The following is a 20,097-nucleotide window of genomic DNA, read 5'->3' as shown; positions in this document are numbered from 1 at the left end:
GCATCTGATGACGCTGCCGGATCAGACGGCGCGCATGACCCCGCGGGGCACGGTCCCCGCCATGCGGCTGGAGGACGTGACCAGGCGCTACGGCCGGGGGGACGGCACGGTCCACGCGCTGCGCGGCGTCACCGTAACACTGCCGCCCGGGTCGTTCACCTCCATCATGGGGCCGTCCGGGTCGGGCAAGTCCACCTTCCTGCGGTGCGCCGCCGGTCTCGACCGCCCCACCTCCGGCGGGGTGTTCCTGGGCGACACCGAGATCAGCAGGCTGCGCGAGCACAAGCTGACGCTGCTGCGGCGGGAGCGGATCGGTTTTGTCTTCCAGTCGTTCAACCTGGTGCCGTCGCTGACCGCGAAGGACAACATCCTGCTGCCGTTCCGGCTCGCCGGGAAGCGGCCGGACCGCGACTGGATGCGGGACGTGGTGCACCGCACCGGGCTCACCGAGCGCCTCGGCCACCGGCCCGCCGAGCTGTCCGGCGGCCAGCAGCAGCGGGTGGCCGTCGCCCGCGCCCTGGTCACCCGGCCCGAGGTGGTCTTCGCCGACGAGCCGACCGGGGCCCTGGACCTGTCGTCCGGCCAGGACGTGCTGCGGCTGCTGCGCGACGTGGTGGACGGCACCGGCCAGACCCTGATCATGGTCACCCACGATCCGGGCGCCGCCGCGTACGCGGACCGGGTGCTGTTCCTCGCCGACGGCACCCTGGTCGACGCGATGGAGAACCCGACGCCGCAGCGGGTCGCCGACCGCATGGCCCGGATGGGGGCCTGACGGTGCTGCGCCTCGCTCTCGGCGGAATCCGGCACCACCGGTACGGATTCATCGGCGCGCTGTGCGCCTCGGCCCTGGCCGCGATGCTGCTCGCCGCGTGCGGGGTGCTGATCGAGTCGGGGCTGCGGGCCGTCCCGGAGACGGACCGCTACGGCGCCACGGCGGCCGTCGTCCGCATGGACCCCGACCTGGTCGTACGGACCGGGTCCGGGCAGAACGTCGACCATGAGCACTACCCCCTGGACCAGCCGCCGCGGATGAGCGAGCGGGCCGTCGAGGCGGTGCGGGCGGTCGGCGGCGTGGGCCGGGTGGTCGCCGACACCCCCTTCTACGCCCAGGCCGTCGGCCCGGACGGAGCGCCGCTGGCCGGACCGGAGGACGGGCCCGCCCAGGGCCACGCCTGGGAGGCCGCCGCGCTGACCCCGTTCGGCTTGCGCTCGGGGCAGGCGCCGGGTGCGGACGACGAGGTCGCGGTGGACGCCTCGGTCGCGGCCCGCGCCCGGCTGAAGGCGGGCGGCACCGTCACGGTGGTCACGGACTCCGGCACCCAGCGGTTCCGGGTCTCCGGGATCGCCGCGCCGAGCGGCCGGGACGGACTGCCCGACCAGTCGGCGCTGTTCTTCTCCACGGCCACCGCCGAACGGCTGTCCCGGTCCGGCGGCGAGGCCGCGGCCGTCGGCGTCTTCCCCGCACGGGGTGTGGACGCGGACGAGCTGGCCGGGAAGCTGAAGAAGGCGCTGAACGAACCGGGCACCGACGTACTCACCGGGGACGCACGCGCGGAGGCCGGGGCTCCGGACACCACCCGGCAACTGGCCGACGCGACGCTGCTGTTCGGGCCGATGGCCGGATTCGGCGGCTTCCTCGCCGTCTTCGTGCTCGGCGGCACCATCGCCCTCGGCGTCCTCCAGCGCACCCATGAGATCGCGCTGCTGCGGGCGGTCGGGGCGACGCCCTGGCAGGTCCGGCGCATCGTCACCTGGGAGACGGTGCTGGCCGCGATCATCGGGCTGGTGCCCGGGTTCGCGCTCGCGGTGCCGCTGGCCAAGGTGGTCCTGGGCACCCTGCGGGACCGCGGCTCGGTGCCGTCCGCGTACGAGCTGGTGGTGGGCCCGCTGCCGTTCCTGATCGCGGCGGCCGCGACGCTGCTGCTCGCTCTGCTCGCCGGGGTGTTCGCGGCCGGGCGGGTCGCCCGCATCCGGGCCGCCGACGCGCTCCAGGAGGCGGCCGCGCCGCGCCGGATCATGCCGGTCACCCGGCTGCTGCTGGCCCTGGTGGCGCTCGGCGGCGGGATCGCGCTGTTCCTCGCCACCCAGCACATCGGCGGCGAGGTCGGGGTGGCCTTCCAGTACCTGGTCGTGCTGCTGCTGATGGGCGCCGCGGTGCTGCTGGGGCCGCTGCTCACCCGGGTGCTGGAGCCGCCGCTGGGCGCCCTGGTGTCCTGGATCGGCGCCACCGGACGGCTGGCGCACGCCAACTCCCGTACCTCGGTGCGCCGGGTGGCCTCGGTGGCGTCGGCGCTGATGCTCACCACGACGATGGCGTGCACCGTGCTGCTGGTCACCGGCTCGCTCAACCGGATCACCGCTGAGCAGACCGACCGCCGCACCCGCGCCGATGTGGTGCTGCTCCCCCGGGACGCGCCGGGGCTGCCGCCCGATGTGGTGGCCGACGCGCGCCGACTGCCGGGCGCGGAGGCGGTGGCCGCGACCCGTTCGACCACGTTCGTCTCCTACGTCCTGGGCACCCCGGACGTGCTGGGGGCGCAGGCGCTGGACCCTGCCGCCGCGGCCAAGGTGCTCGACCTGGGGCTGCGGGAGGGGTCGCTGAGCAGCCTGGAGAAGGACGGCACGGTGGCGGTCAGCCGCACCCACGCCAAGGAGCGTTCGCTGAAGGTGGGCGACCGGCTGCGCGGCTGGCTCGGTGACGGTACGAAGGTGTCGCTGACCGTCGGCGCGGTATTCGACCGGCCGCTGGGACTGGGGGACATTCTGCTCTCCGAGCACTATCTCGCCTCCCATATGCACCAGAAACTGGACGACTCGGTGCTGGTGCGGGCGAAATCGGGTGAGGAGAAGCGGCTGCGGGAAGCGGCCGACGCACTGGTACGCGACCATCCGACGGCAAAAGTGACGGATGTCGGGGAATACGCCTCCGCCACCCGCACCGCCCTCGCACAGAACACCACCGGCACCTATCTCGTACTGTCCGTACTGGTGATGTTCACGGCCGTATCGGTCGTCAACGGACTTCTCATGGGCACGGCCGAGCGGGCGCGGGAGTTCGCGCTGCTGCGGCTGCTGGGCGCGAGCCGGGGACAAATCAGCCGCATGCTCTATCTGGAGACCTTCATCGCGGTCCTGATCGGCGCCGCGGTCGGCACGGCCATCGCCTGCGCGGGCCTCGCGGGGGCCAACGGGGCGCTCACCGGGTCGATGGAATTCAGCATTCCTCCCGGGGGCTACGCCCTGGTGCTCGTGGGAGTCGCCGCACTGGCCCTGGTGTCCACGGCACTTCCGGCGGCGCTCGCCCTGCGCAATCGGGCGGACGGCGCGCTTCCGGCGGCCTGACGCCTTTTTCCGAACGGACTAGAAAACCAGTTCGCAACCGGCCCCAAAGTTCGATTCAAGGCCGGGGCCGCACCATAGAAAGCGCAACACACCAATGAGCCGTCACAGGAGGGGGATTCCTGGTGCACCTCATGGAGATCTTGCGTTACCGGCCGGTGCCGGCCTCTGCCGTATTTTTCGGTATCACCCGAAGGTGTCCGCTGCACTGCAAGCACTGCTCCACCAGCTCCATGCTGGACAGTGAGGAATATCCGGAGCAGATGTTCCGGAAATTCGCGGAATCCTTCACACCGGAAAACCGGCCGGAGTTCGTGCTCATGTCCGGCGGCGAGGCCCTGCTGCGGCCGCGCCTGGTACGGGAGATCGCCGAACTGGCACGTGCCGCCGGGTCCCGCTCCCACGTCCTGTCCGGCCTCTACTTCGCGGACCGCGGCCGCATTCCACGGCCGCTCAAGCGGGCCATCGACGCGGTCGACCACTTCTCGGCCAGCCTCGACCGCTTCCACGAGGAGGAGGTGCCCCGGGCCTCGGTCTTCCGCATCCTGCGGGAGCTGCTGGACGAGGGCAAGGACGTCAGCCTCCAGCTGACCGGCCTCGGCCCGGACGATCCGTATCTCGCAGACATCACCGCCGAGGTGCGGCGGGAGTTCGACGACCGGGTGCCGATGCTGGTGGCGCCGATCAGCCCGCACGGGCGCGCGGACTCCTGGCTGCTGAAGCGGATGCCCCTGCCCAAGTCCACCGTCGACCCCTCGCCCTGCGCGGTCTCCGCCTGGCCGGTGATCGGCTTCAACGGGCAGGTGACGGCGTGCGGCAACCAGGACGTGATGGACGGCAAGGTGCCGCTGCCGCCCCACCTCTACCTGGGCCACATCGCCCGCGACGACTGGCCCACCATCAAGGAACGCGCGCTGGAGAACCCGATGGTGCGGGCGATCCGCGCCGCCGGACCCGAATATCTGATGGACCGCCACGGCCGTACCGGCGGCAACCCCGGCAACAGCGGCGCCGACAACAGCAGTGCCGACAACAGCAGCGGCGGCAATGGCGGCAGCGTCGGCGACGGCTGCGGCAGCGCCGGGTACTGCGAGACCTGCTGGGTGCTGTCCAAGAACACCGCCGTACCCCGGGCCGTCCGGGAGCTGGCCGACCGGCCGGCCACCCGGCTGATCGAGCAGCAGACCGAATCGCTGCTGGTGGAGGCCGGACCGCTGGCCTTCGCCCGGCAGTACGGCATCGCCAAATACGCCGACCTGGTCTCCCTCGGCCACGACCCGTCGCGCAGAACACCCGCGGGGAGCCTGGCATGAACCGGCTCGGTCACCGGGACGTGCTGAGCATCCGGCGCACCCGGGGCGCCTCGGTGCTGCTGTTCATCACCGACCGCTGCCCGGTGGGCTGCGCCCACTGCTCGGTCGACTCCCGCCCGGACAGCCCGCGCATCACCGACCACGCGCTCTTCGCCTCCATCGTCGACCGGCTCGCCGCGCTGCCGGAGTTACGGATGGTGGGCGTCTCCGGCGGCGAACCGTTCGTCGAGCGGCGCGCCCTGACCCTCGCGGTCACCCGGCTGGCCGCCGCGGGCAAGCATGTGGTGCTCTACACCAGCGGCTTCTGGGCCCGCAGCGACCACGCGCCGCAGTGGGTTCACCGGGTCCTGGAGCAGTCGGCGGCCGTCTACCTCAGCACCGACGCCCACCATGTCGCGAGCCAGGGGCCCGAGCGGTTCCGGAACGCGGCGCGGGTCATCGCCCGGCACGGTCTGCCCATCGTGGTCCAGGCCATCGACGAGGGCGACACCCTGGACCGCACCCGGGAATCGCTGGCCGCGGCGCTCGGCCCGGACTGGGCCGACCACGCCGAACTGGTCCCCACCCATGGGCTTCCGCACGGCAGGGGCGCCGGGCTCTACGCCCAGCCGGTGCGGCACGCCGGGCGCTCCTTCGGGCCCTGTGACGTCGTGGACGCCGCGGTGGTGCGCTACGACGGCCGGGTCACGGCCTGCTGCAACGAGTCCGTGATCATGGGCGCGGGCCCGGCGGCGCTCCGCCGGGACTGCGCGGACGGCGCCGAAGTGGCGGACGCGGTGACCGGCTTCACCGACGACCCCTTCTTCACCGCGCTGGGCTCCGTCGGACCGGGCCCGCTCACCGCCCTCCCGGGCTTCGGCGACCTGGCCGACCGGCAGTTCTCGTCGATCTGCGGACTGTGCTGGACGATGACGAAGCGCAGGTCCGCCGGAGAAAGCGACCGGATGCTGGCGGCGATCGCCACCCTGAATTCCTGATCCACGGGTTCGTCCAACGGGTCCCCGGGTCCACGGTTCACGGTTCTTCCACGGGAACATCACGGAAAAGGCGTTCTGATATGACACGGCACAGCCAGGCCCTGCGCGCCAAAACCGGCCTTCTGCTCCCTCAGCTCATGGCGACGACCCGCAGGCTGTGGAATTCCCCGCGGCTGAACGAGCTGTATCCCGAATACCTCTGCATGCTGCACAGTTCCATCCGCTCGACGGTGCCCTTGATGGAAAACGCGCTGGCCCGCTGCGAGGAGCTGGCCGGCGACGATCCGGTCGCGGCCGAACTCATACCGTACTTCACCCGGCATATCCGCGAGGAGCAGGGCCACGACGAATGGCTCCGGCAGGATCTCGCGGCGATCGGATACGACGCCGATGAGCCGCTGCGCCGCCTTCCGACCGCTTCCGTCGCCAATCTCGTCGGCGCCCAGTACTACTGGATACACCATTACCACCCGGCCTGTCTGCTCGGCCATATCGCGGTCCTGGAGGGAAATCCTCCGTCCACGGAGCTGGTGCCCGAGCTGATGCGCCGCACCGGGTTCCCGCGGACCGGTTTCCGCACGCTGGAGCGCCATGCCGCGCTCGACATCAAGCACCGTGACGAGCTGATGCGCACCCTCGACGAGGCGCCGCTCACGCCGGAACTGGTCACGGCGATCGGGCTCAGCGCACTCCATTCCATCGACGCCGCCAATAACGCGCTCACGACGGTGCTCGATGCCAAGCCGTTATCGATGACCACCGCCAACGCCTAGGTCCGAGGAGGGACATGGGGGACAGGCGCGGCAGATCGCCGCCCGCACGAAGAGGCAACGGCGCAGACCAAGAGTTTCCCGCACCACACACCCTACGAAGGAGATTCACCATGTCGTTCGACGCGCTCAAGGAACTGGCCGCCGCGGGGCACAACTTCAAGGGCGCCAACCCGCAGCAGCTGGAGGCCGTCGCCTCCCTCAGCCAGGAGGAAGTGACCCTGCTCAACTCCATCAAGCAGCGTCTGGACTCCGCCGAGGACGTCGTCCCGCACGGCGTGGACGCCCCGCTGAGCGGCGCCTTCGTCTGGTAGTCGACCGGACACCGTGAGGATAAGGGCCCAGGCGGTGTACCGCCTGGGCCCTGCGGCCATTGCGTTTCATTGTTCATTGAGCACCAAAACGCCAACGGGCACCAAAAAAGACGGGGAAGGAAACGCGGGGATATGCAGTTCAGTGTGCTAGGCCCGCTCAACGCCACGACAGCGACGGGATACGTACCACTGGGTCCGTACAAACAGCAGCTCCTGCTCGCCGCACTCCTGTGCCGGCCCGACCAGGTCGTCTCCGTGGACCACCTGGTCGAGGCCCTGTGGAACGAAGACCCGCCGAAGAGCGCGGCGAAGAACATCCAGGTGTACGTCCACCATCTGCGCCGTACGCTCGCGGCGGCCGACGAGACCGCCCGGGTCGTCCACCAGCGCCCGGGCTACCGGCTGGCCATCGACCCCGAGAAGATCGACACGGTCCGGTTCGAGCACACCGTCGACCTCGCGCGCCGCGCGGCCACCGCGGGCGATCCGGCCCGCGTCGACCGGCTCACGGGCGACGCCATGACGCTGTGGCGGGGCCGTCCCTTCACCGGTCTCGAAGGCCCCGCCCTGCTGGAGGACGAGGCCGCCCGGCTGGAGGAGCGGCGGCTGTCCGCGCTGGAGGTGCTGTTCACGGCGCGGCTCGGCCTCGGGCTCTACCACGAGGTCCTGGAAGAGGTCGAGCCGCTGATCCTGGCCCATCCGTACCGGGAGCAGCTGCGCGCCCAGTACATGCAGGCCCTGCACGGGGTCGGACGGCAGAGCGACGCGCTCATCGCCTTCGACGACGCGCGCCGGCTCTTCTCCCTCGAACTCGGGCTGGAGCCGGGCACCGTCCTGCGCCGTCTCCAGCAGGACATCCTCACGGGCACCTCCCCCACCCCCGCGCCGCGCGACACGCTGTACGCGACGCCCCCGCAAGCGACCGCCCCCGGCGGCCGGGACACCGCCGCCGTCCAGCTGCCGCCCGGTCTCGCGGACTTCACCGGACGGCGGCGCGAACTGGCCGACCTCTTCCCGGACGTCGCCGCCCATACGGCTCAGGCGCCCGCCCCCTGGCAGATCACCGTGATCACCGGCCGTCCGGGGGTGGGCAAGTCCTCGCTCGCGGTGGCCGCCGCGCACGCCGCCGAAGGCGCGTTTCCCGGCGGGCGGTACCACGTGGACCTGATGGACCCGCAGGGCCGCCCCAAGGACGCCTCCCAGGCCCTGGCCGAACTCCTCCAGGAACTCGACCACGCCGCCCCTCCCCTGTGCGAACTGAGCGAACTCGTGTGGCGGTACCGCGCCCACGCCGACGACGCCGAACCGGCCCTGGTCGTGCTCGACAACGCCACCAGCGCCTCCCAGGTCCGGCCGCTGCTGCCCAACTCGCCCGTCTTCACCACCGTCGTCACCAGCTGCACCCCGCTCGCCGGGCTCGACGGCGCCCGGGTCGTGGAGCTGGACCCACTGCCCCCGGACGACTCCCTGACCCTGCTGCGGCGCATCGTCGGCGCCCAGCGGGTCGCGGCCGAACCCGCGGCCGCCCGGCGCATCGTGGACGCGTGCGAGGGGCTCCCCCTCGCGCTGCGCATCGCGGGCGGGCGGCTCGCCGCGCACCGCCGCTGGCCCATGGAGGGGCTGGCGGACGCGCTGGAATCGCCGGACCGGCTGGACGAGTTCGCGGTCGGGGACGTCGATCTGCGCAAGCGCCTGATGCGCGGCTACGCGGCCGCCGGGGAGGCGGACTGGTCGGCGGTGCGGCTGCTCGCCCACGAGGGGGAGTTCTCTTTCCGGGAGGCGCTGCACCGGCTCGGCGCGGGCCCCGCCGAGGCCCGGCGGGTCCTGGGCAGACTCCTGGACGCCCAGCTGATCGGCTTCGCCCCCGACCCCGGCCCCGACGGCCACTGCCGGTTCCGGCTGCCCCGCCTGGTACTCGACCTGGCCCGCGACCAGATGCGCGCCGATGTGGAGCTGCTCGGGTTGTAGCGCCTCGGCCCCGGCGGCTGGTCACCGCTCCCCGCTCAGCAGCTCCTCCAGCGCGCCGACCAGCCGCCGTCCGGCCTCGCGCCGTTCGCCGCGCAGCGCGGCCAGGGCCCGTACCAGCCCGTCCACGGCCAGCCCGTCCGCGCCGGGGCCGTCCGCGCCGGGCCCGTCCTCCTCGGGGCGGGTCCGGCGGCCGTGGCGTACCAGCCGCAGCGCCACCGCCGCCTGGGCGCTGAAGAGCGCCAGCAGGTCCATCGCCGCCAGGGTGGTCCGTACCTCCCGGCTGCGGTCGAGGACTTCGAGGACGCCCAGCACCTCGTCCCCGTGCAGCAGCGGCGCCGCCATCAGCGCGCGGGGGACGTAGTCGGTGGACTCGGCGAGGTCGCGGGCGAAGCGCTCGTCCTCGTCCACGTCGTCGACCTCGATGGGCTGACGGGACTGGAGGACCCAACCCGCCACGCCGCGCCCCGCCGGGAAGCGACGGCCGACGAGATCGCCCTCCCCCTTGCCGGAGACGGCCTCGAAGACCAGGGCGCCGTCCGCCTCGTCCAGCAGGAAGATGGAACTGGCCTGGGCGTCGAAGATCGCCCGCGCGGTCTCCACCACGGACTGCAGCAGCAGCCGGTGTTCGGCCCCGGCCCCGGGCTCCGGCTCGTACGCGGTCATCTAGGCCCTCCTGACGTTGGCCGAGGCGAGGAAGAGCGCCTGCTTGACCTGGAACGGCGTCATGTCCGGGTGCTTGCCGAGGATGCGGGCGCACATTCCGGCCACGTGCGGGGTCGCGAAGCTGTTGCCGGTGCAGCGGCGGGTGGTGCCGCCGGGCCAGGCGGCGGGGACGCGGACGCCCCGGGCGAAGAACTCCACCGGTGGGGCCGGGTTGTAGAGCAGCAGATCGGAGCGGTCCTCCTCATGGCTGCCCACCGAGATCACCGACGAGAACCGCCACGGGAAGCTCTCCACGGGCATGTTGTGCGCGGACGCGACGAGCAGGCTGCGGCCGAAGTAGGCGCGGTCGGCGATCTCGTGCAGGGCCTGGGCGAACTCCTTGCGGGTCGTGGACAGGCTCATGTTGATGACGTCGTAGCCCTGGTCGACGGCCCAGCGCACGCCCTCGATCAGCGCGTCCCCGGTGCCCCGGTAGCCCGAGCGCAGCACCTGCACGCTGTGGATCTCGCACTCCGGGGCCATCATGCGGATGATCGACGCGCAGGCGGTGCCGTGTCCGCAGGAGTCGCCCCCGGTGTCCACGACGACCTCCACCCCGCCGCCGACCGCGTCGCGGACCGTGTGCGAGGACGTGACGGGGCCGACGGCCGGGTGGTCGACGTCCACCCCGCTGTCCAGCACGCACACCCGCACACCCCGCCCGTCGGCATCACCCCAGGCCCACTCGTCCCCGTCCGCACCCGCCCAGTCGGTACGGACCTCGATCTCGGCGCGGTCGCGCCCGAGAAGACTCCAGGTGAGCCGTGCCCCGGTGGCCGTCATGCGCCCACGCCCCCGGATGCGCCGATGCCGCCGGATGCATCGGTGCCACCGTGGGTGTCCGAGCCTCCGTGGCTGTCGGAGCCGCCGGAGGCGCCCGAGCCACCGGAGGCGCCCGCGCCGCCGTGGGGGTCTGCGCCCCCGGATGCGCCCGCGCCGCCGTGGAAGTCCGCGCCGCCATGGGGGTCTGCGCCCCCGGATGTGCCCGCGCCGCCGGATGTACCGGTGCCTCCGTGGCTGTCCGAGCCGCCACAGATGCCCGAGTCCCCGGATGCGCCCGCGCCGCCGGATGCACCCGCACCCCCAGATGCGCCCGTGCCGCCACGGGTACCCGAGCCCCCGGGCGTACAGGTGCCGCCGTGGAAGTCCGCGCCGCCGGAGGCGCCCGTGCCCCCGGATGCACCCGCGCCACCACGGGTGTCCGACCCGCCGGATGCGCCCGAGCCACCGCAGGTGTCCGCGCCCCCGGATGTGTCCGCGCCGTCACGGGTGTCCGAGCCCCCGGATGCGCCCACGCCACCACGGGTGCCCGCGCCCCCGGATGCGCCGGTGCCGCCGTGGGGGTCCGAGCCGCCGGATGTGCCCGGGCCGCCGCGGGTGTCCGGGCCGCCGAGCGTGGTGGCGAACGCCTCGGCCCGTTCCGTGCCGACCAGGTGGCCCTTGGCGGCGAAGTGGCGGCGCGCCTCACCAGCTGCCGCCAGCGCCTCGCGCTCGCGGCCGAGCGCGGCGGCGGCGTGCGCCCGGTCGAACTCCGCACCGGCCAGGCACACCGGCGAATCGGTCCTGCGGGCCGCATCGAGGGCCTCGCCGAGGTGCCGGGCCGCGGTGGCCGCGTCGCCGTCCGCCGCGGCCAGCCGGGCGCGGATGCCGTGGACGTCGGCGGCGGCCGCGGGCAGGGCGGCCAGGTCGGTGCCGAGCAGCCCGTCGACCAGCCGCGCCACCTCGTCCTCGGCGCCGCCCCGGGAAAGCAGCACCCGGGCCAGATCGCGGGTCGCGGTGGCGTGCAGCTGCCCGTCGCCCAGCCGCTCCAGCTCCGCGCGGGCGGCGCGCAGCAGCCGTATCGCGTCGTCCCAGCACCCCGCCGACTCCTCGACGGTGGCCTGGAAGAGGTGGACGGCCGGTACGGCGAAGAGGTGGCCGAGGTCGCTGAGGGTGCGTACGGCGTCGGTGAGCAGCCGCCGCGCCTCGGCGTGGTCACCGCGCATCGCCAGCAGCGCCGCCATGGGGCAGGACACCGTGGCCCGCGCCATCCGGCGCCCGGCGAGCAGATCGTCCAGGAACTCCCCGCAGCGGCGCAGCGCCACGCCCGCCGGTTCCGGGCCGAGCCACAGGGAGACGGCGAGCGCGCCCAGGATTCCGGCGCGTTCCAGACCGGCCCCGGCGCGAACCGATTCGTGCAGCGCGCGGGTCAGCTGGCGGGCGGCCTCGCCGTGTCGGCTGCGGCTCTGCCGCTCCTGGCCGATGGCCAGCCAGGAGCGGGCCAGGCCGAGCGCGTCGTCGGCTTCGGTGAAGACGGCGACCGCGTCGCGGGCCGCGTCGAGGACGGCGCCGAAGCCCTCGGCGCCCGGTTCGAGGTAGGCGAGCTGGAGCCGGACCCGGGCCTCGACGCCGCGATCGCCCGCGGCGCGTGCGTCGGTGAGCAGCTGCCGCAGCGCGCCGACCGCCTCGGCCGCGTCCCCGGCGGCCAGCCGCGCCTCGGCCAGGGCGGTCCGTACGGCGAGACCGGCGCGAGTGCCGGGCGGAGTGTCGGGCTGTGCGTCGGGCCGGGTGCCGGGCTGGCCGTCGGGCCGGGCATCAGGCCGGGTGTCGGAGTAGGCATCGGAGCGGGCTTCGTCGGCGGCCTCGGTCCGGGGCTCGGCCAGGGCGTCGGTCAGGGCGAGTGCGCGGTGCAGCAGGTCGACGGCCCAGCGGACGTCGCCGCGGCCGAGCGCCGCGGTGCCCGCCGCCGCGAGGTGGTCGGCGGCGCGGGCGCCGGTGCTGCGGGCGGCGGCATCGGCGGGGCCGAGGTCCAGCCGGAGCCGGAACGCCTCCTCCAGGTGGGTGCCGATGGTGTGGTGGTCCTCGGACGGGCCGCCGGGGGCGCGTTCGGCCCGGACTTCCGCGAACCGCTCGTGCTGCCGCGCGCGCACCAGCTTGGACATGCCGCTGTAGACCTCGTCGCGGATCAGCTGGCTGACGAAGCGCCAGCGGGCCGCGCCGGGCTCCGCCGGGGCGGGCGCCCCGGCGGCCTCCAGGAGGCGGCGGCGTACCAGGGTGCGCACCGCGTGCTCGACCGGAGCGGCCCCGGCGGGCAGCAGCGCCGTGAGGTCCGCGGCCGTGAACTCGGCGCCGGTGACGGCCGCGCACTCCAGCACCGCCCGTTCGGCGGGCTCCAGCCGGTCCAGCCGGGCGGCGACGACGGCCCGCACCGACGGGGGGACGAACCGGGGGTCGTCGCTCTCGCTGACCATCCCCACGATCTGCTCGACGAACAGCGGGTTGCCCTCGGACCGGTGCACCAGCCGCGACACGGTCTCCTCATGGGCGACGGCCGCCGCATGCGGCACCACCTCAGGGTCGGCGACAGCAGCGGCGTCGGCGGCGGGCTCGTACAGCCGCAGCACCAGCTCGCGGCAGTCGTCGGCGGCGAGCGGCGGTACGACCAGCGCGGTGGCGTTGAGCTTGCCGCTGCCCCACTGGGGGTGCCGCTCCAGCAGATCGGGCCGGGCGACGCACAGCAGCAGCACGGGGGCGCCCTGAACCCAGTCGGCGAGGTGGTCGAGGGCGCCCAGCAGGTCGGCGTGCGCCCAGTGCAGGTCGTCCACGACGGCGACCAGCGGGCGGGTCCCCGCCAGCGCGGTGCACAGCAGTTGCAGCGCCCAGCGGGTCTCGTCGAAGGAGGTGCCGGAGACGCCGGTGCGGGCGAGCCGGGCCAGCGCGGTGGCGGCGTCGCGTTCGGCCTCGCCGCCGCCGAGCACCTCGGCCAGCCGCGCCCGCGGGTCCGGGCCCAGGGCCTGCGTCAGCAGCGGTGCGAGCGGGGCCAGCGGTCCGGCGCTGCCGTACGGCGGGCAGTGGGCGCCCGCGACCAGCGCGCCGTCACGTTCCGCCTCGGCCGCGAACGCGCGGGCCAGCCTGCTCTTGCCCACGCCCGGGTCGCCGAACAGGGTCACCAGATGGCACGAGCGGTCGCGCACCACCCGGGCGAACGCCATGCGCAGCTGGGCCAGTTCGTCGCCCCGGTCGACCATGGGGGCGGGCGGCGGCCCGGCGAGCGCCCGGGCCTCGTCCCGCAGGCCGGTCAGCCGCCAGGCGGGCACCGGCTCGGACTTGCCCCGTACGGTCAGCGGCTCGACGGGGACGGTCTCGGCGGCGGGGGCGATGAGCCCGTGGGTGTCGGCGCCGATGAGGATCTGCCCGGCGGGGGCGTGCTGTTCGAGCCGGGCGGCGACGTTGACCGCTTCCCCGGAGACCAGGGCGTGGCCCGCGTCGGCGGCGCCGGAGGTGACCACCTCGCCGGTGTGGATGCCGATGCGCACCGCGATCCGCGCGCCGGTCTCGCGCTCCAGCTCCTCCCCCGACGCCTCGACGGCGGCCAGCATGTCCAGGGCGGCGCGGGCGGCGCGCAGCGCGTCGTCCTCGTGTACGACGGGGATGCCGAAGACGGCCATGACCGCGTCCCCGATGAACTTCTCGACGGTGCCGCCGTGCCGTTCCAGGCAGGAGCGCAGCAGGTCGTAGTAGCGCAGCATCACATGGCGCAGCGCCTCCGCGTCGAGCCGCTCGCTGAGCGCCGTGGAGCCGACCATGTCGCAGAAGACGACGGTGATGGTCTTGCGGCTCATGTCGTGCACGGCGCCCCCTTCGGCCAGGTCGAAGCTCAGAAGGTCAATGCTCAGAACAGGACGCCGCCGATGATGGGCTCCCCGCTGTGCGCCTCCACCTCGTCGGCGGTGGCGTGGAGCCGCAGCTGTACGGTGATCAGCAGGTCGGCCTCCTCGTCGCTGAGCCCGTGGAGCGCGTCCAGCTGCCCCGGGGTGAGTCCGTCGACGGGGAACCCGGCGGCCCGCAGGGCGTCCAGGCGCTGTGTGTCCGGCATGGTGTCGGCCCTCCCGGTGGGTGGTGGGGGTTGTTCATCGTCGCTGCGCGGGCTGTGGCGGCGGACGCGCGTCCCGTAGAGCCAGACCACCGCTCCCAGCGCCGCGAGGGCGGGTCCGGCGGTCAGGAACACGAAGCCGACGCCCGACCAGCCGGCGAGCGCCGCGCCCAGCGGTGGGGCGGCCAGTTGGAGCAGCACTGGGAACGCGTTGGCGATCGCGGTGACCCGGCCGGTCAGCTCCGGGGGCGTCTCGCGGTGCAGTACGTACGGGAAGACGACCATGATCCCGGCGGCGGCGAAGCCGAGCAGCCCGGCGATGGGCATCCACAGCCAGACCATGCCGTGGGCGCCGAGGCCCAGTCCGGTGCCGATGCCGCTGACCGCCGCGCCGACCACGATCTGGGCCACGCCCAGCACCACGAACGGCCCCGCCTCCATGACGCGTCCGCTGATCGCCAGGGTGCCGAGCGCCGCGCCGAGTCCCACCGCGGCCACCACGTAGCCCAGGGACGTTTCGCCGACGCCCAGTTCGCGCATGGCCAGCGGGGAGAGGGTGTCGAAGGTGAGGACGAGGAAGAGGGTCGCCGCGACGCTGCCGATCAGCGCGATCAGCGCGGGGGTGCGGGCGATGAACCGTATCCCCTCGGCGATGTCCGCCCGCAGCCCCGTGGGCTCCCCGTCCCCGGCCGGTGCCGTGGTCTTCGGGTCCGGGCGGCGTGGCAGCCGTACGGCGGACAGCAGCGCGGCCGAGACGACGAAGGTCACGGCGTCCACGATGAAGGCCGCCCGCACTCCCCACCCCGCGATGAGCAGCCCGCTCATCGCCGGTCCTGCCACCTTGGCGGCCTGGTTGGTGAAGACGGTGAGCGACATCGCGGAGAGCAGGTCCTGCTCCGGCACCACCGAGCGCAGCGTGGACTGGTGGACGGGGTTGAACAGCGCCCCGAAGGACACCTTGCACACCACGAGCCCCAGCAGCACCGGCAGGTTGGGCGCGGCGAGATAACCGAGCGCCAGCGCCGCGCGGAGCAGATCGCAGCCGACCAGCACCCGTATCCGGTCGCTCATCCGGTCGGCGAGCGCCCCGGCCACCGGGGCGAGCGCCACCATCGGGACGGCCACCGCCACGCTGAGCGCGGCGAGCGCGCCCGCGCCGTGGCCCCAGGTGTAGGTGAGGAGGACGACGAGGGCGAGATAGTCCAGCCAGTCCCCGACGCTGGAGATGGCCTGGCCGCCGTAGAGCAGGCGGAAACGGGGGTGGCGCAGGGCCGCGGTGAGCGAGAGCCGGTCCATCACACGCTCCTGTCGCCCGGCGGGGTGAACTCGCCCGGCGGGGTGAACTGGTCGGCGAGGGCGCCGAAGGCGGCCACCAGCAGCTGGACGGTGTTCAGGGCGGACACGCTTAACCCGCGCCGCAGCCGGGTGTCGAGCGGCAGCGTGTCGAGCAGACGGCGCAGCGCGTCCCGGTGGCCGGGGTCCTCCTCGGCGTGGCGGGCGAGGGTGCGGAACGCGGCACGCGGATGGCCGGTGCGCGCGCTCAGCCGCTCGGCCGCGCGAGGGTGCGGAGGGTCGCCCTCCAGTACGGCGATATAGCCGAGCAGACAGACGGGGTGGAGCTGCCGAATCCAGAAGTACTGCGCGCCCGCCAGCGCCGCCACCGGGGCGGGCGGAATCCGCCGCCAGGGCTCGCCGGGGTCATGGCCGAGGGCGGCCAGGTCCTCGCACACCCAGGTGTCATGGCCCCGCTCCTCGGGGATGTGGCTCGCCCAGTACGGGACGAGCGCGGCCGCCACCGGGTCGCCCGCCCGGTCCGCCAGCTCCCGGCTGCGGGCGGCGGCGGCCTCCATCACGGGGACGGTCGCGCGGATGATCTGGTGTGTCAGATGCAGGTATTCGGGATAGACGGCGGCCGGGTCCGGCACCGCCCACACCCGGGCCAGGGTCGCCCGCAGCCCCGGCCGCAGCAGCCCGATCCTGGCGTCGAGCGCGGCGCTCGTGGTGATCGTGGCGGTCATTGGGCACCGCCCGTTACGTGCCCGAGGGCGGCGAGTTCGCGATATCCCTCGGTCCCATAGCGCCGCAGAAACGTCTCCGCCCCGCCCTCGCGGGTGAGCCGGGCGATCTGCCGCTCCACCGCGCGCACGCCCGGCCGCTCCAGCACCGCCTCGGCCCGCGCGGCGGCCCCCGGCTCGCCGAGGGCGTTCACGCACGCCGCGCAGTAGCCGTCGCACCCGGCGCCCGCGAGCGAGGCCAGATGCCGAGGGCCGAAGGCCCGGATGCCGCGCAGCAGGGCGCGTTCCAGCAGCCGTTCGCGGATGGCCGCCCAGCCGTCGTGGGCGATGTGCCCGAGCCGCAGATGATCGGGCAGGCGCCCGAGCGCGGCAGCGTCGACGACGTCCTGGTTGCAACAGCCCACGACGGTGCCGTCGAAGCACACCACCGGCCAGGCGGCCAGCGAACACGGCACAGGCACGGTGCTCCGGTGCCCGGCGGCGGGCCCCGGCTCCGGGAGCCAGGTTCGGGCGCGGCCCGCTCGCCGTACGACGGTCACCAGGACCGGGACGCGGTCGTCCAGTTCGCGGCGGATGTCCTCGGTGGCCTCGCGCAGGTACGGGTCGTCAGGTGTGCGGCCGGTGAGCTGGACGCTGAGGTCCTTGCCCTCGTCCAGGAGCTGCCGCAGGACGCGCAGCACCGCCGCGCGCGGCACCTCGCGTTCGTGGAAGGCGTCGACGCTGGCCGCGAAGTGGTCCACCGCGTCGATGGCACGCCGCACCGGTACGGGTATCCGGCCCCCGGCCGCGAAGTACATCCCGGACAGCAACTGGGTCCGGCCGCCCACCTCCCGTACGCGCTCCGCCAGCTCCCGGACCAGCCGGGGCCGCAGCAGGGGTTCACCGCCCGTCAGCAGGACGTACTCGGGGCGGTCGGCCGGGGTGAAGGTGCCGACGAAACGCTTCAGCACGGCGGCGTCGATCTGCTCGCTCGCCATCGAGGAGGCGGTCGAGCAGTGCGCGCAGGCGAGCGGGCAGCGCCGGGTGACGGTCATGAGGACCGCGGCCGCCGGTTCGGCACGGGCCGCGAGCAGATCGAGCAGGTGCACGGGACCACTCCCCCCGGTTCCGGCCTGTGGTGTTTCCCCCGAGGGCAGCTTGAGCCCGCCCGCTTGGGCGCCGGTTTGCGGGCGGTTGCGCACCACTTGTGCCCACCGGTACGGGCCAAGTCCTCAGACGTCTGAGGACTTCTGTTAGAGTCCGCGAGGCCATCGGACATGATCAACAGCCCGTCGGGAGAGACGAGATGGCGGAAGCCTCACAGCCGCGCCGCGGGCGCGTGGTGCCGCAGGTCGAGGACGCTCTTCGCGCGATGTTCGGCGAGGGCCGCTGGCGCCCCGGCGAGCGCCTCCCCAGCGAGGTGGCCCTCGCCGCCGAACTGGGCGTCGGCCGCTCCTCGGTGCGCGAGGCCGTCCTACTGCTGGCCCACGACGGCCTGCTGGACGTACGCCACGGCTCCGGCACCTACGCCGCCCAGGAGCCACGGGACGCGCGGGAGGCTCGCGACGTACGGCAACTGCTCCGCCGCGCCCGGCTGCTGGAGGTCTACCAGGTCCGCCGGGCGCTCGAAGTGGAGGCCGCCCGGCTGGCCGCGCGACGGGTGCGCCCCGAGGACCTCACCCGGCTCACCGGCGATCTGAAGCGCCGCCAGAAGGCGGCCGGAGCCGGGCCCGCCGCCTTCGTCGACGCCGATCTGGCCTTCCACCGCACGGTCGTGGAGCTGTCCGGCAACGCCGTGCTGCTCGGCCTGTTCGCCGCCGTCCTGCCGGTGCTGCGCGAGGAGCTGGTCGAGATGGTCGTCCACGAGACCGGGCTGCCCGATCTGACCTGCGCCCATACGGCGCTGCTGGACGCCCTGGCGGACGGCGACCCCGACGCCGCGGTCGCCGCCACCGTGAAGAACCTGGAATCCGTGATGACGCACATCGCCGAGGAGGAACAGTGACGCACGCCCCCGCCCAGAACGCCCCCGTCCTGAAGGCCGACGACGTCGATGTGGTCCGCGACGGCGCCCAGCTGCTGCGTTCCATCTCGCTGACCGTCCGCCAGGGCGAGCACTGGGCCCTGCTCGGCCCCAACGGCGCGGGCAAGTCAACTCTCCTCAGCCTGCTGGGCGCGCACGCCCACCCCACCCGGGGCGCGGTGGAGGTGCTCGGGCGCACCCTGGGCCGGGTCGACCTGCGGGAGCTGCGCGCGTACGTGGGCCACGTCGACCCCCGGCATCCACTGCGCTCCCCGCTGCGGGCGCGGGACGTCGTCCTGACCGGGCTGACCAACACCGTCGAGCCGGTCCCCCGCCGCCGCCCCGACCCCGCCCAGCGCGAGCGGGCCGAGCGGCTGCTCACCACCCTGGGCATCGGCGACAAGCTCGACGCGCGCTGGCCGACGCTCTCCCAGGGGCAGCGCGGCCGGGTGCTGATCGCCCGGGCGCTGATGCCCGAGCCCCGGCTGCTGCTGCTCGACGAACCGGCCACCGGCCTCGACCTGGCCGCCCGCGAACAGCTGCTGGACAGCCTGGACGCGCTGCGCCTCGCCCACCCGGAGCTGGCCACGGTCCTGGTGACCCACCATCTGGAGGAGCTGCCCGCGTCCACCACCCACGCGATGCTGCTGCGCGACGGGCAGTGCCTGGCGTCGGGCGGTGTGGACGAGGTCGTGACCACCGACCACCTCACCAAGTGCTTCGACCACCCGGTCCACATCACCCGCACCGACGGCCGCTGGACGGCCCGTACCGTACGGTCCCCTCAGCCGGCCGCCACCACGCTCACCGCCCCAGAGTCCGGTCGACTTCGGCCATCTGCTGGGGGCTGAGCGGCCCCTTGGCGATCGCGCCCGCGTTCTCCTCGGCCTGGGCGACCGTACGGAAGCCGGGGATGGGGATCGTCCGCGTGCTCCGGGCCCAGATCCAGGCGAGGGCGCCCTGCGCGAGGGTGCGGGCGTCGCTGGTGAGGACGGACCGCAGGGCGTCGACCCGCTGGAGCCAGACCGGGTCGGCGCCCTCGTTCGCGGTGAACCCCGGCAGCCAGGCGGGGGGCGCGTTGCGGATGTCCCCGCTCTCCAGGGCGCGCCCGGGGGCGTGCTTGCCGGTGAGCAGTCCCATGGCGAGAGGGCTGCGGTCGATGCTCGCGAGGTCCGACTCCGCGCACAGGGCGAGGAGTTCGGGCGCGTCCTGGAGGATGTTCAGCCGGTGCTGGACGGCCGCGCACCCCGGGCCCTCGGCGAAGACGGCGGCCCGGGCGGGGTCGTCGGTGCTCCACGCGTACGCGCGGACGCTCCCCTCGCGCACCAGCTCCTCGCAGACCTCGCGCAACTGGGCGGCGCGTTCGGGGTCGGCGTCGGAGATATGGAGCTGGTACAGGTCGATGTAGTCCGTGTCCAGCCGCCGCAGGGAGGCGGTCAGGGCGCGGCGTACATGCTCCGGGGAGTCGTCCTGGCCCTCGCGGGTCCGGGTGCGCTCGTCGAAGACGTTGCCCCACTTCGTCGCGACGACGACATCGCCGCGGCGCTTCCCGAGCGCGCGGCCGAGCACGCGTTCGCTGTGGCCGGTGCCGTACGCGTCGGCGGTGTCGAAGAACGTGACACCGAGGTCGAGTGCGCGCCGGACCGCCCGTACGGACTCGTCGTCGTCGACCCTGCCCCAGCCCAGCGGCTGCCCGTCGACGGACCACCACTCGCCGCCGATGGCCCAGCAGCCGAAGCCGAGGGCGCTCACCTCGATGCCACTACGGCCCAGCGTCCTGTTGTGCGCCATGGTCTCCATGGGGGTGAACGGTAGGAGTTGAAGCGCGCTCGAAGGCAAGCG

The 20,097-nt window shown here is 73.8% G+C and carries 16 protein-coding genes; 9 read left to right on the top strand and 7 right to left on the bottom strand.

All coding sequences use genetic code 11. The annotated features are described in order from the left end of the window. Positions 1 to 7 precede the first annotated feature (7 nt). From ABZ370_RS29265 to ABZ370_RS29235, 7 genes are all read left to right on the top strand, one after another. Positions 8 to 775, top strand: coding sequence for an ABC transporter ATP-binding protein (locus ABZ370_RS29265; RefSeq protein WP_358626503.1), 768 nt, complete (start codon positions 8 to 10; stop codon positions 773 to 775). 2 nt (positions 776 to 777) lie between these two features. Next, positions 778 to 3,345, top strand: coding sequence for an FtsX-like permease family protein (locus ABZ370_RS29260; RefSeq protein WP_358626501.1), 2,568 nt, complete (start codon positions 778 to 780; stop codon positions 3,343 to 3,345). Between the two features lie 131 nt (positions 3,346 to 3,476). After that, on the top strand, positions 3,477 to 4,655 hold the full coding sequence (locus ABZ370_RS29255) for a radical SAM protein (RefSeq protein ID WP_358626499.1): 1,179 nt from the start codon (positions 3,477 to 3,479) through the stop codon (positions 4,653 to 4,655). Then, positions 4,652 to 5,632: a radical SAM protein gene (locus tag ABZ370_RS29250; protein WP_358626497.1), complete on the top strand. Its 981-nt coding sequence runs from the start codon at positions 4,652 to 4,654 to the stop codon at positions 5,630 to 5,632. Before ABZ370_RS29255 ends, ABZ370_RS29250 begins: the two co-directional genes overlap by 4 nt. Before the next feature lie 137 nt (positions 5,633 to 5,769). Beyond that, positions 5,770 to 6,405: an iron-containing redox enzyme family protein gene (locus ABZ370_RS29245; RefSeq protein ID WP_358626495.1), complete on the top strand. Its 636-nt coding sequence runs from the start codon at positions 5,770 to 5,772 to the stop codon at positions 6,403 to 6,405. A gap of 110 nt (positions 6,406 to 6,515) precedes the next feature. Further along, positions 6,516 to 6,716, top strand: a complete 201-nt coding sequence (locus ABZ370_RS29240) for an aroma-sacti cluster domain-containing protein (RefSeq protein ID WP_358626493.1) — start codon at positions 6,516 to 6,518, stop codon at positions 6,714 to 6,716. Between the two features lie 132 nt (positions 6,717 to 6,848). Beyond that, entirely contained in the window at positions 6,849 to 8,684 is a 1,836-nt protein-coding gene (locus tag ABZ370_RS29235; RefSeq protein ID WP_358626491.1) for a BTAD domain-containing putative transcriptional regulator, read from the top strand. Positions 8,685 to 8,705: 21 nt separating this feature from the next. On the opposite strand, the gene ABZ370_RS29230 is transcribed toward ABZ370_RS29235, so the two are convergent. Genes ABZ370_RS29230 through ABZ370_RS29205 form a run of 6 tightly spaced genes read right to left on the bottom strand, consistent with a single transcriptional unit; the run spans position 8,706 to position 17,341 of the window. Continuing rightward, entirely contained in the window at positions 8,706 to 9,347 is a 642-nt protein-coding gene (locus ABZ370_RS29230; RefSeq protein ID WP_358626489.1) for a GAF domain-containing protein, read from the bottom strand. Next, positions 9,348 to 10,169, bottom strand: a complete 822-nt coding sequence (locus ABZ370_RS29225) for a S8 family serine peptidase (RefSeq protein WP_358626487.1) — start codon at positions 10,167 to 10,169, stop codon at positions 9,348 to 9,350. Further along, positions 10,166 to 13,987 (bottom strand): adenylate/guanylate cyclase domain-containing protein, encoded by a 3,822-nt coding sequence (locus tag ABZ370_RS29220; protein ID WP_358626698.1) that lies wholly within the window; start codon positions 13,985 to 13,987, stop codon positions 10,166 to 10,168. The genes ABZ370_RS29225 and ABZ370_RS29220 overlap by 4 nt, the downstream gene beginning before the upstream one ends. Positions 13,988 to 14,037: 50 nt before the next feature. Next, a complete protein-coding gene (locus ABZ370_RS29215) occupies positions 14,038 to 15,534 on the bottom strand; it encodes an MFS transporter (RefSeq protein WP_358626485.1) in 1,497 nt (498 codons plus the stop codon). After that, positions 15,534 to 16,256 (bottom strand): iron-containing redox enzyme family protein, encoded by a 723-nt coding sequence (locus tag ABZ370_RS29210; protein WP_358626483.1) that lies wholly within the window; start codon positions 16,254 to 16,256, stop codon positions 15,534 to 15,536. The genes ABZ370_RS29215 and ABZ370_RS29210 overlap by 1 nt, the downstream gene beginning before the upstream one ends. Further along, positions 16,253 to 17,341, bottom strand: a complete 1,089-nt coding sequence (locus ABZ370_RS29205) for a radical SAM protein (RefSeq protein WP_358626481.1) — start codon at positions 17,339 to 17,341, stop codon at positions 16,253 to 16,255. The genes ABZ370_RS29210 and ABZ370_RS29205 overlap by 4 nt, the downstream gene beginning before the upstream one ends. A gap of 197 nt (positions 17,342 to 17,538) precedes the next feature. Between ABZ370_RS29205 and ABZ370_RS29200 the strand changes: the two genes are divergently transcribed. Beyond that, a complete protein-coding gene (locus ABZ370_RS29200) occupies positions 17,539 to 18,237 on the top strand; it encodes an FCD domain-containing protein (RefSeq protein ID WP_358626479.1) in 699 nt (232 codons plus the stop codon). Beyond that, positions 18,234 to 19,106: an ATP-binding cassette domain-containing protein gene (locus ABZ370_RS29195; RefSeq protein WP_358626477.1), complete on the top strand. Its 873-nt coding sequence runs from the start codon at positions 18,234 to 18,236 to the stop codon at positions 19,104 to 19,106. The genes ABZ370_RS29200 and ABZ370_RS29195 overlap by 4 nt, the downstream gene beginning before the upstream one ends. On the opposite strand, the gene ABZ370_RS29190 is transcribed toward ABZ370_RS29195, so the two are convergent. Continuing rightward, a complete protein-coding gene (locus ABZ370_RS29190) occupies positions 19,060 to 20,055 on the bottom strand; it encodes an aldo/keto reductase (protein ID WP_358626475.1) in 996 nt (331 codons plus the stop codon). The two genes, ABZ370_RS29195 and ABZ370_RS29190, sit on opposite strands and share 47 nt — an antisense overlap. Between the last annotated feature and the right edge of the window lie 42 nt (positions 20,056 to 20,097).

It is taken from the genome of Streptomyces sp. NPDC005962, assembly GCF_040629205.1.
Classification (GTDB): Bacteria; Actinomycetota; Actinomycetes; order Streptomycetales; family Streptomycetaceae; genus Streptomyces.
The sequence above is the reverse complement of the archived record's forward strand: the minus strand, read 5'-3'. Positions and strand labels throughout refer to the sequence as shown.

Excerpts from the sequence above, each read along its gene's own strand:
- ABZ370_RS29265 (WP_358626503.1), top strand. The coding sequence starts at position 8 with ATGACGCTGCCGGATCAGACGGCGCGCATGACCCCGCGGGGCACGGTC.
- ABZ370_RS29255 (WP_358626499.1), top strand. The coding sequence starts at position 3,477 with ATGGAGATCTTGCGTTACCGGCCGGTGCCGGCCTCTGCCGTATTTTTC.
- ABZ370_RS29250 (WP_358626497.1), top strand. The coding sequence starts at position 4,652 with ATGAACCGGCTCGGTCACCGGGACGTGCTGAGCATCCGGCGCACCCGG.
- ABZ370_RS29245 (WP_358626495.1), top strand. The coding sequence starts at position 5,770 with ATGGCGACGACCCGCAGGCTGTGGAATTCCCCGCGGCTGAACGAGCTG.
- ABZ370_RS29240 (WP_358626493.1), top strand. The coding sequence starts at position 6,516 with ATGTCGTTCGACGCGCTCAAGGAACTGGCCGCCGCGGGGCACAACTTC.
- ABZ370_RS29235 (WP_358626491.1), top strand. The coding sequence starts at position 6,849 with ATGCAGTTCAGTGTGCTAGGCCCGCTCAACGCCACGACAGCGACGGGA.
- ABZ370_RS29230 (WP_358626489.1), bottom strand. The coding sequence starts at position 9,347 with ATGACCGCGTACGAGCCGGAGCCCGGGGCCGGGGCCGAACACCGGCTG.
- ABZ370_RS29225 (WP_358626487.1), bottom strand. The coding sequence starts at position 10,169 with ATGACGGCCACCGGGGCACGGCTCACCTGGAGTCTTCTCGGGCGCGAC.
- ABZ370_RS29220 (WP_358626698.1), bottom strand. The coding sequence starts at position 13,987 with ATGAGCCGCAAGACCATCACCGTCGTCTTCTGCGACATGGTCGGCTCC.
- ABZ370_RS29215 (WP_358626485.1), bottom strand. The coding sequence starts at position 15,534 with ATGGACCGGCTCTCGCTCACCGCGGCCCTGCGCCACCCCCGTTTCCGC.
- ABZ370_RS29210 (WP_358626483.1), bottom strand. The coding sequence starts at position 16,256 with ATGACCGCCACGATCACCACGAGCGCCGCGCTCGACGCCAGGATCGGG.
- ABZ370_RS29200 (WP_358626479.1), top strand. The coding sequence starts at position 17,539 with ATGGCGGAAGCCTCACAGCCGCGCCGCGGGCGCGTGGTGCCGCAGGTC.
- ABZ370_RS29190 (WP_358626475.1), bottom strand. The coding sequence starts at position 20,055 with ATGGAGACCATGGCGCACAACAGGACGCTGGGCCGTAGTGGCATCGAG.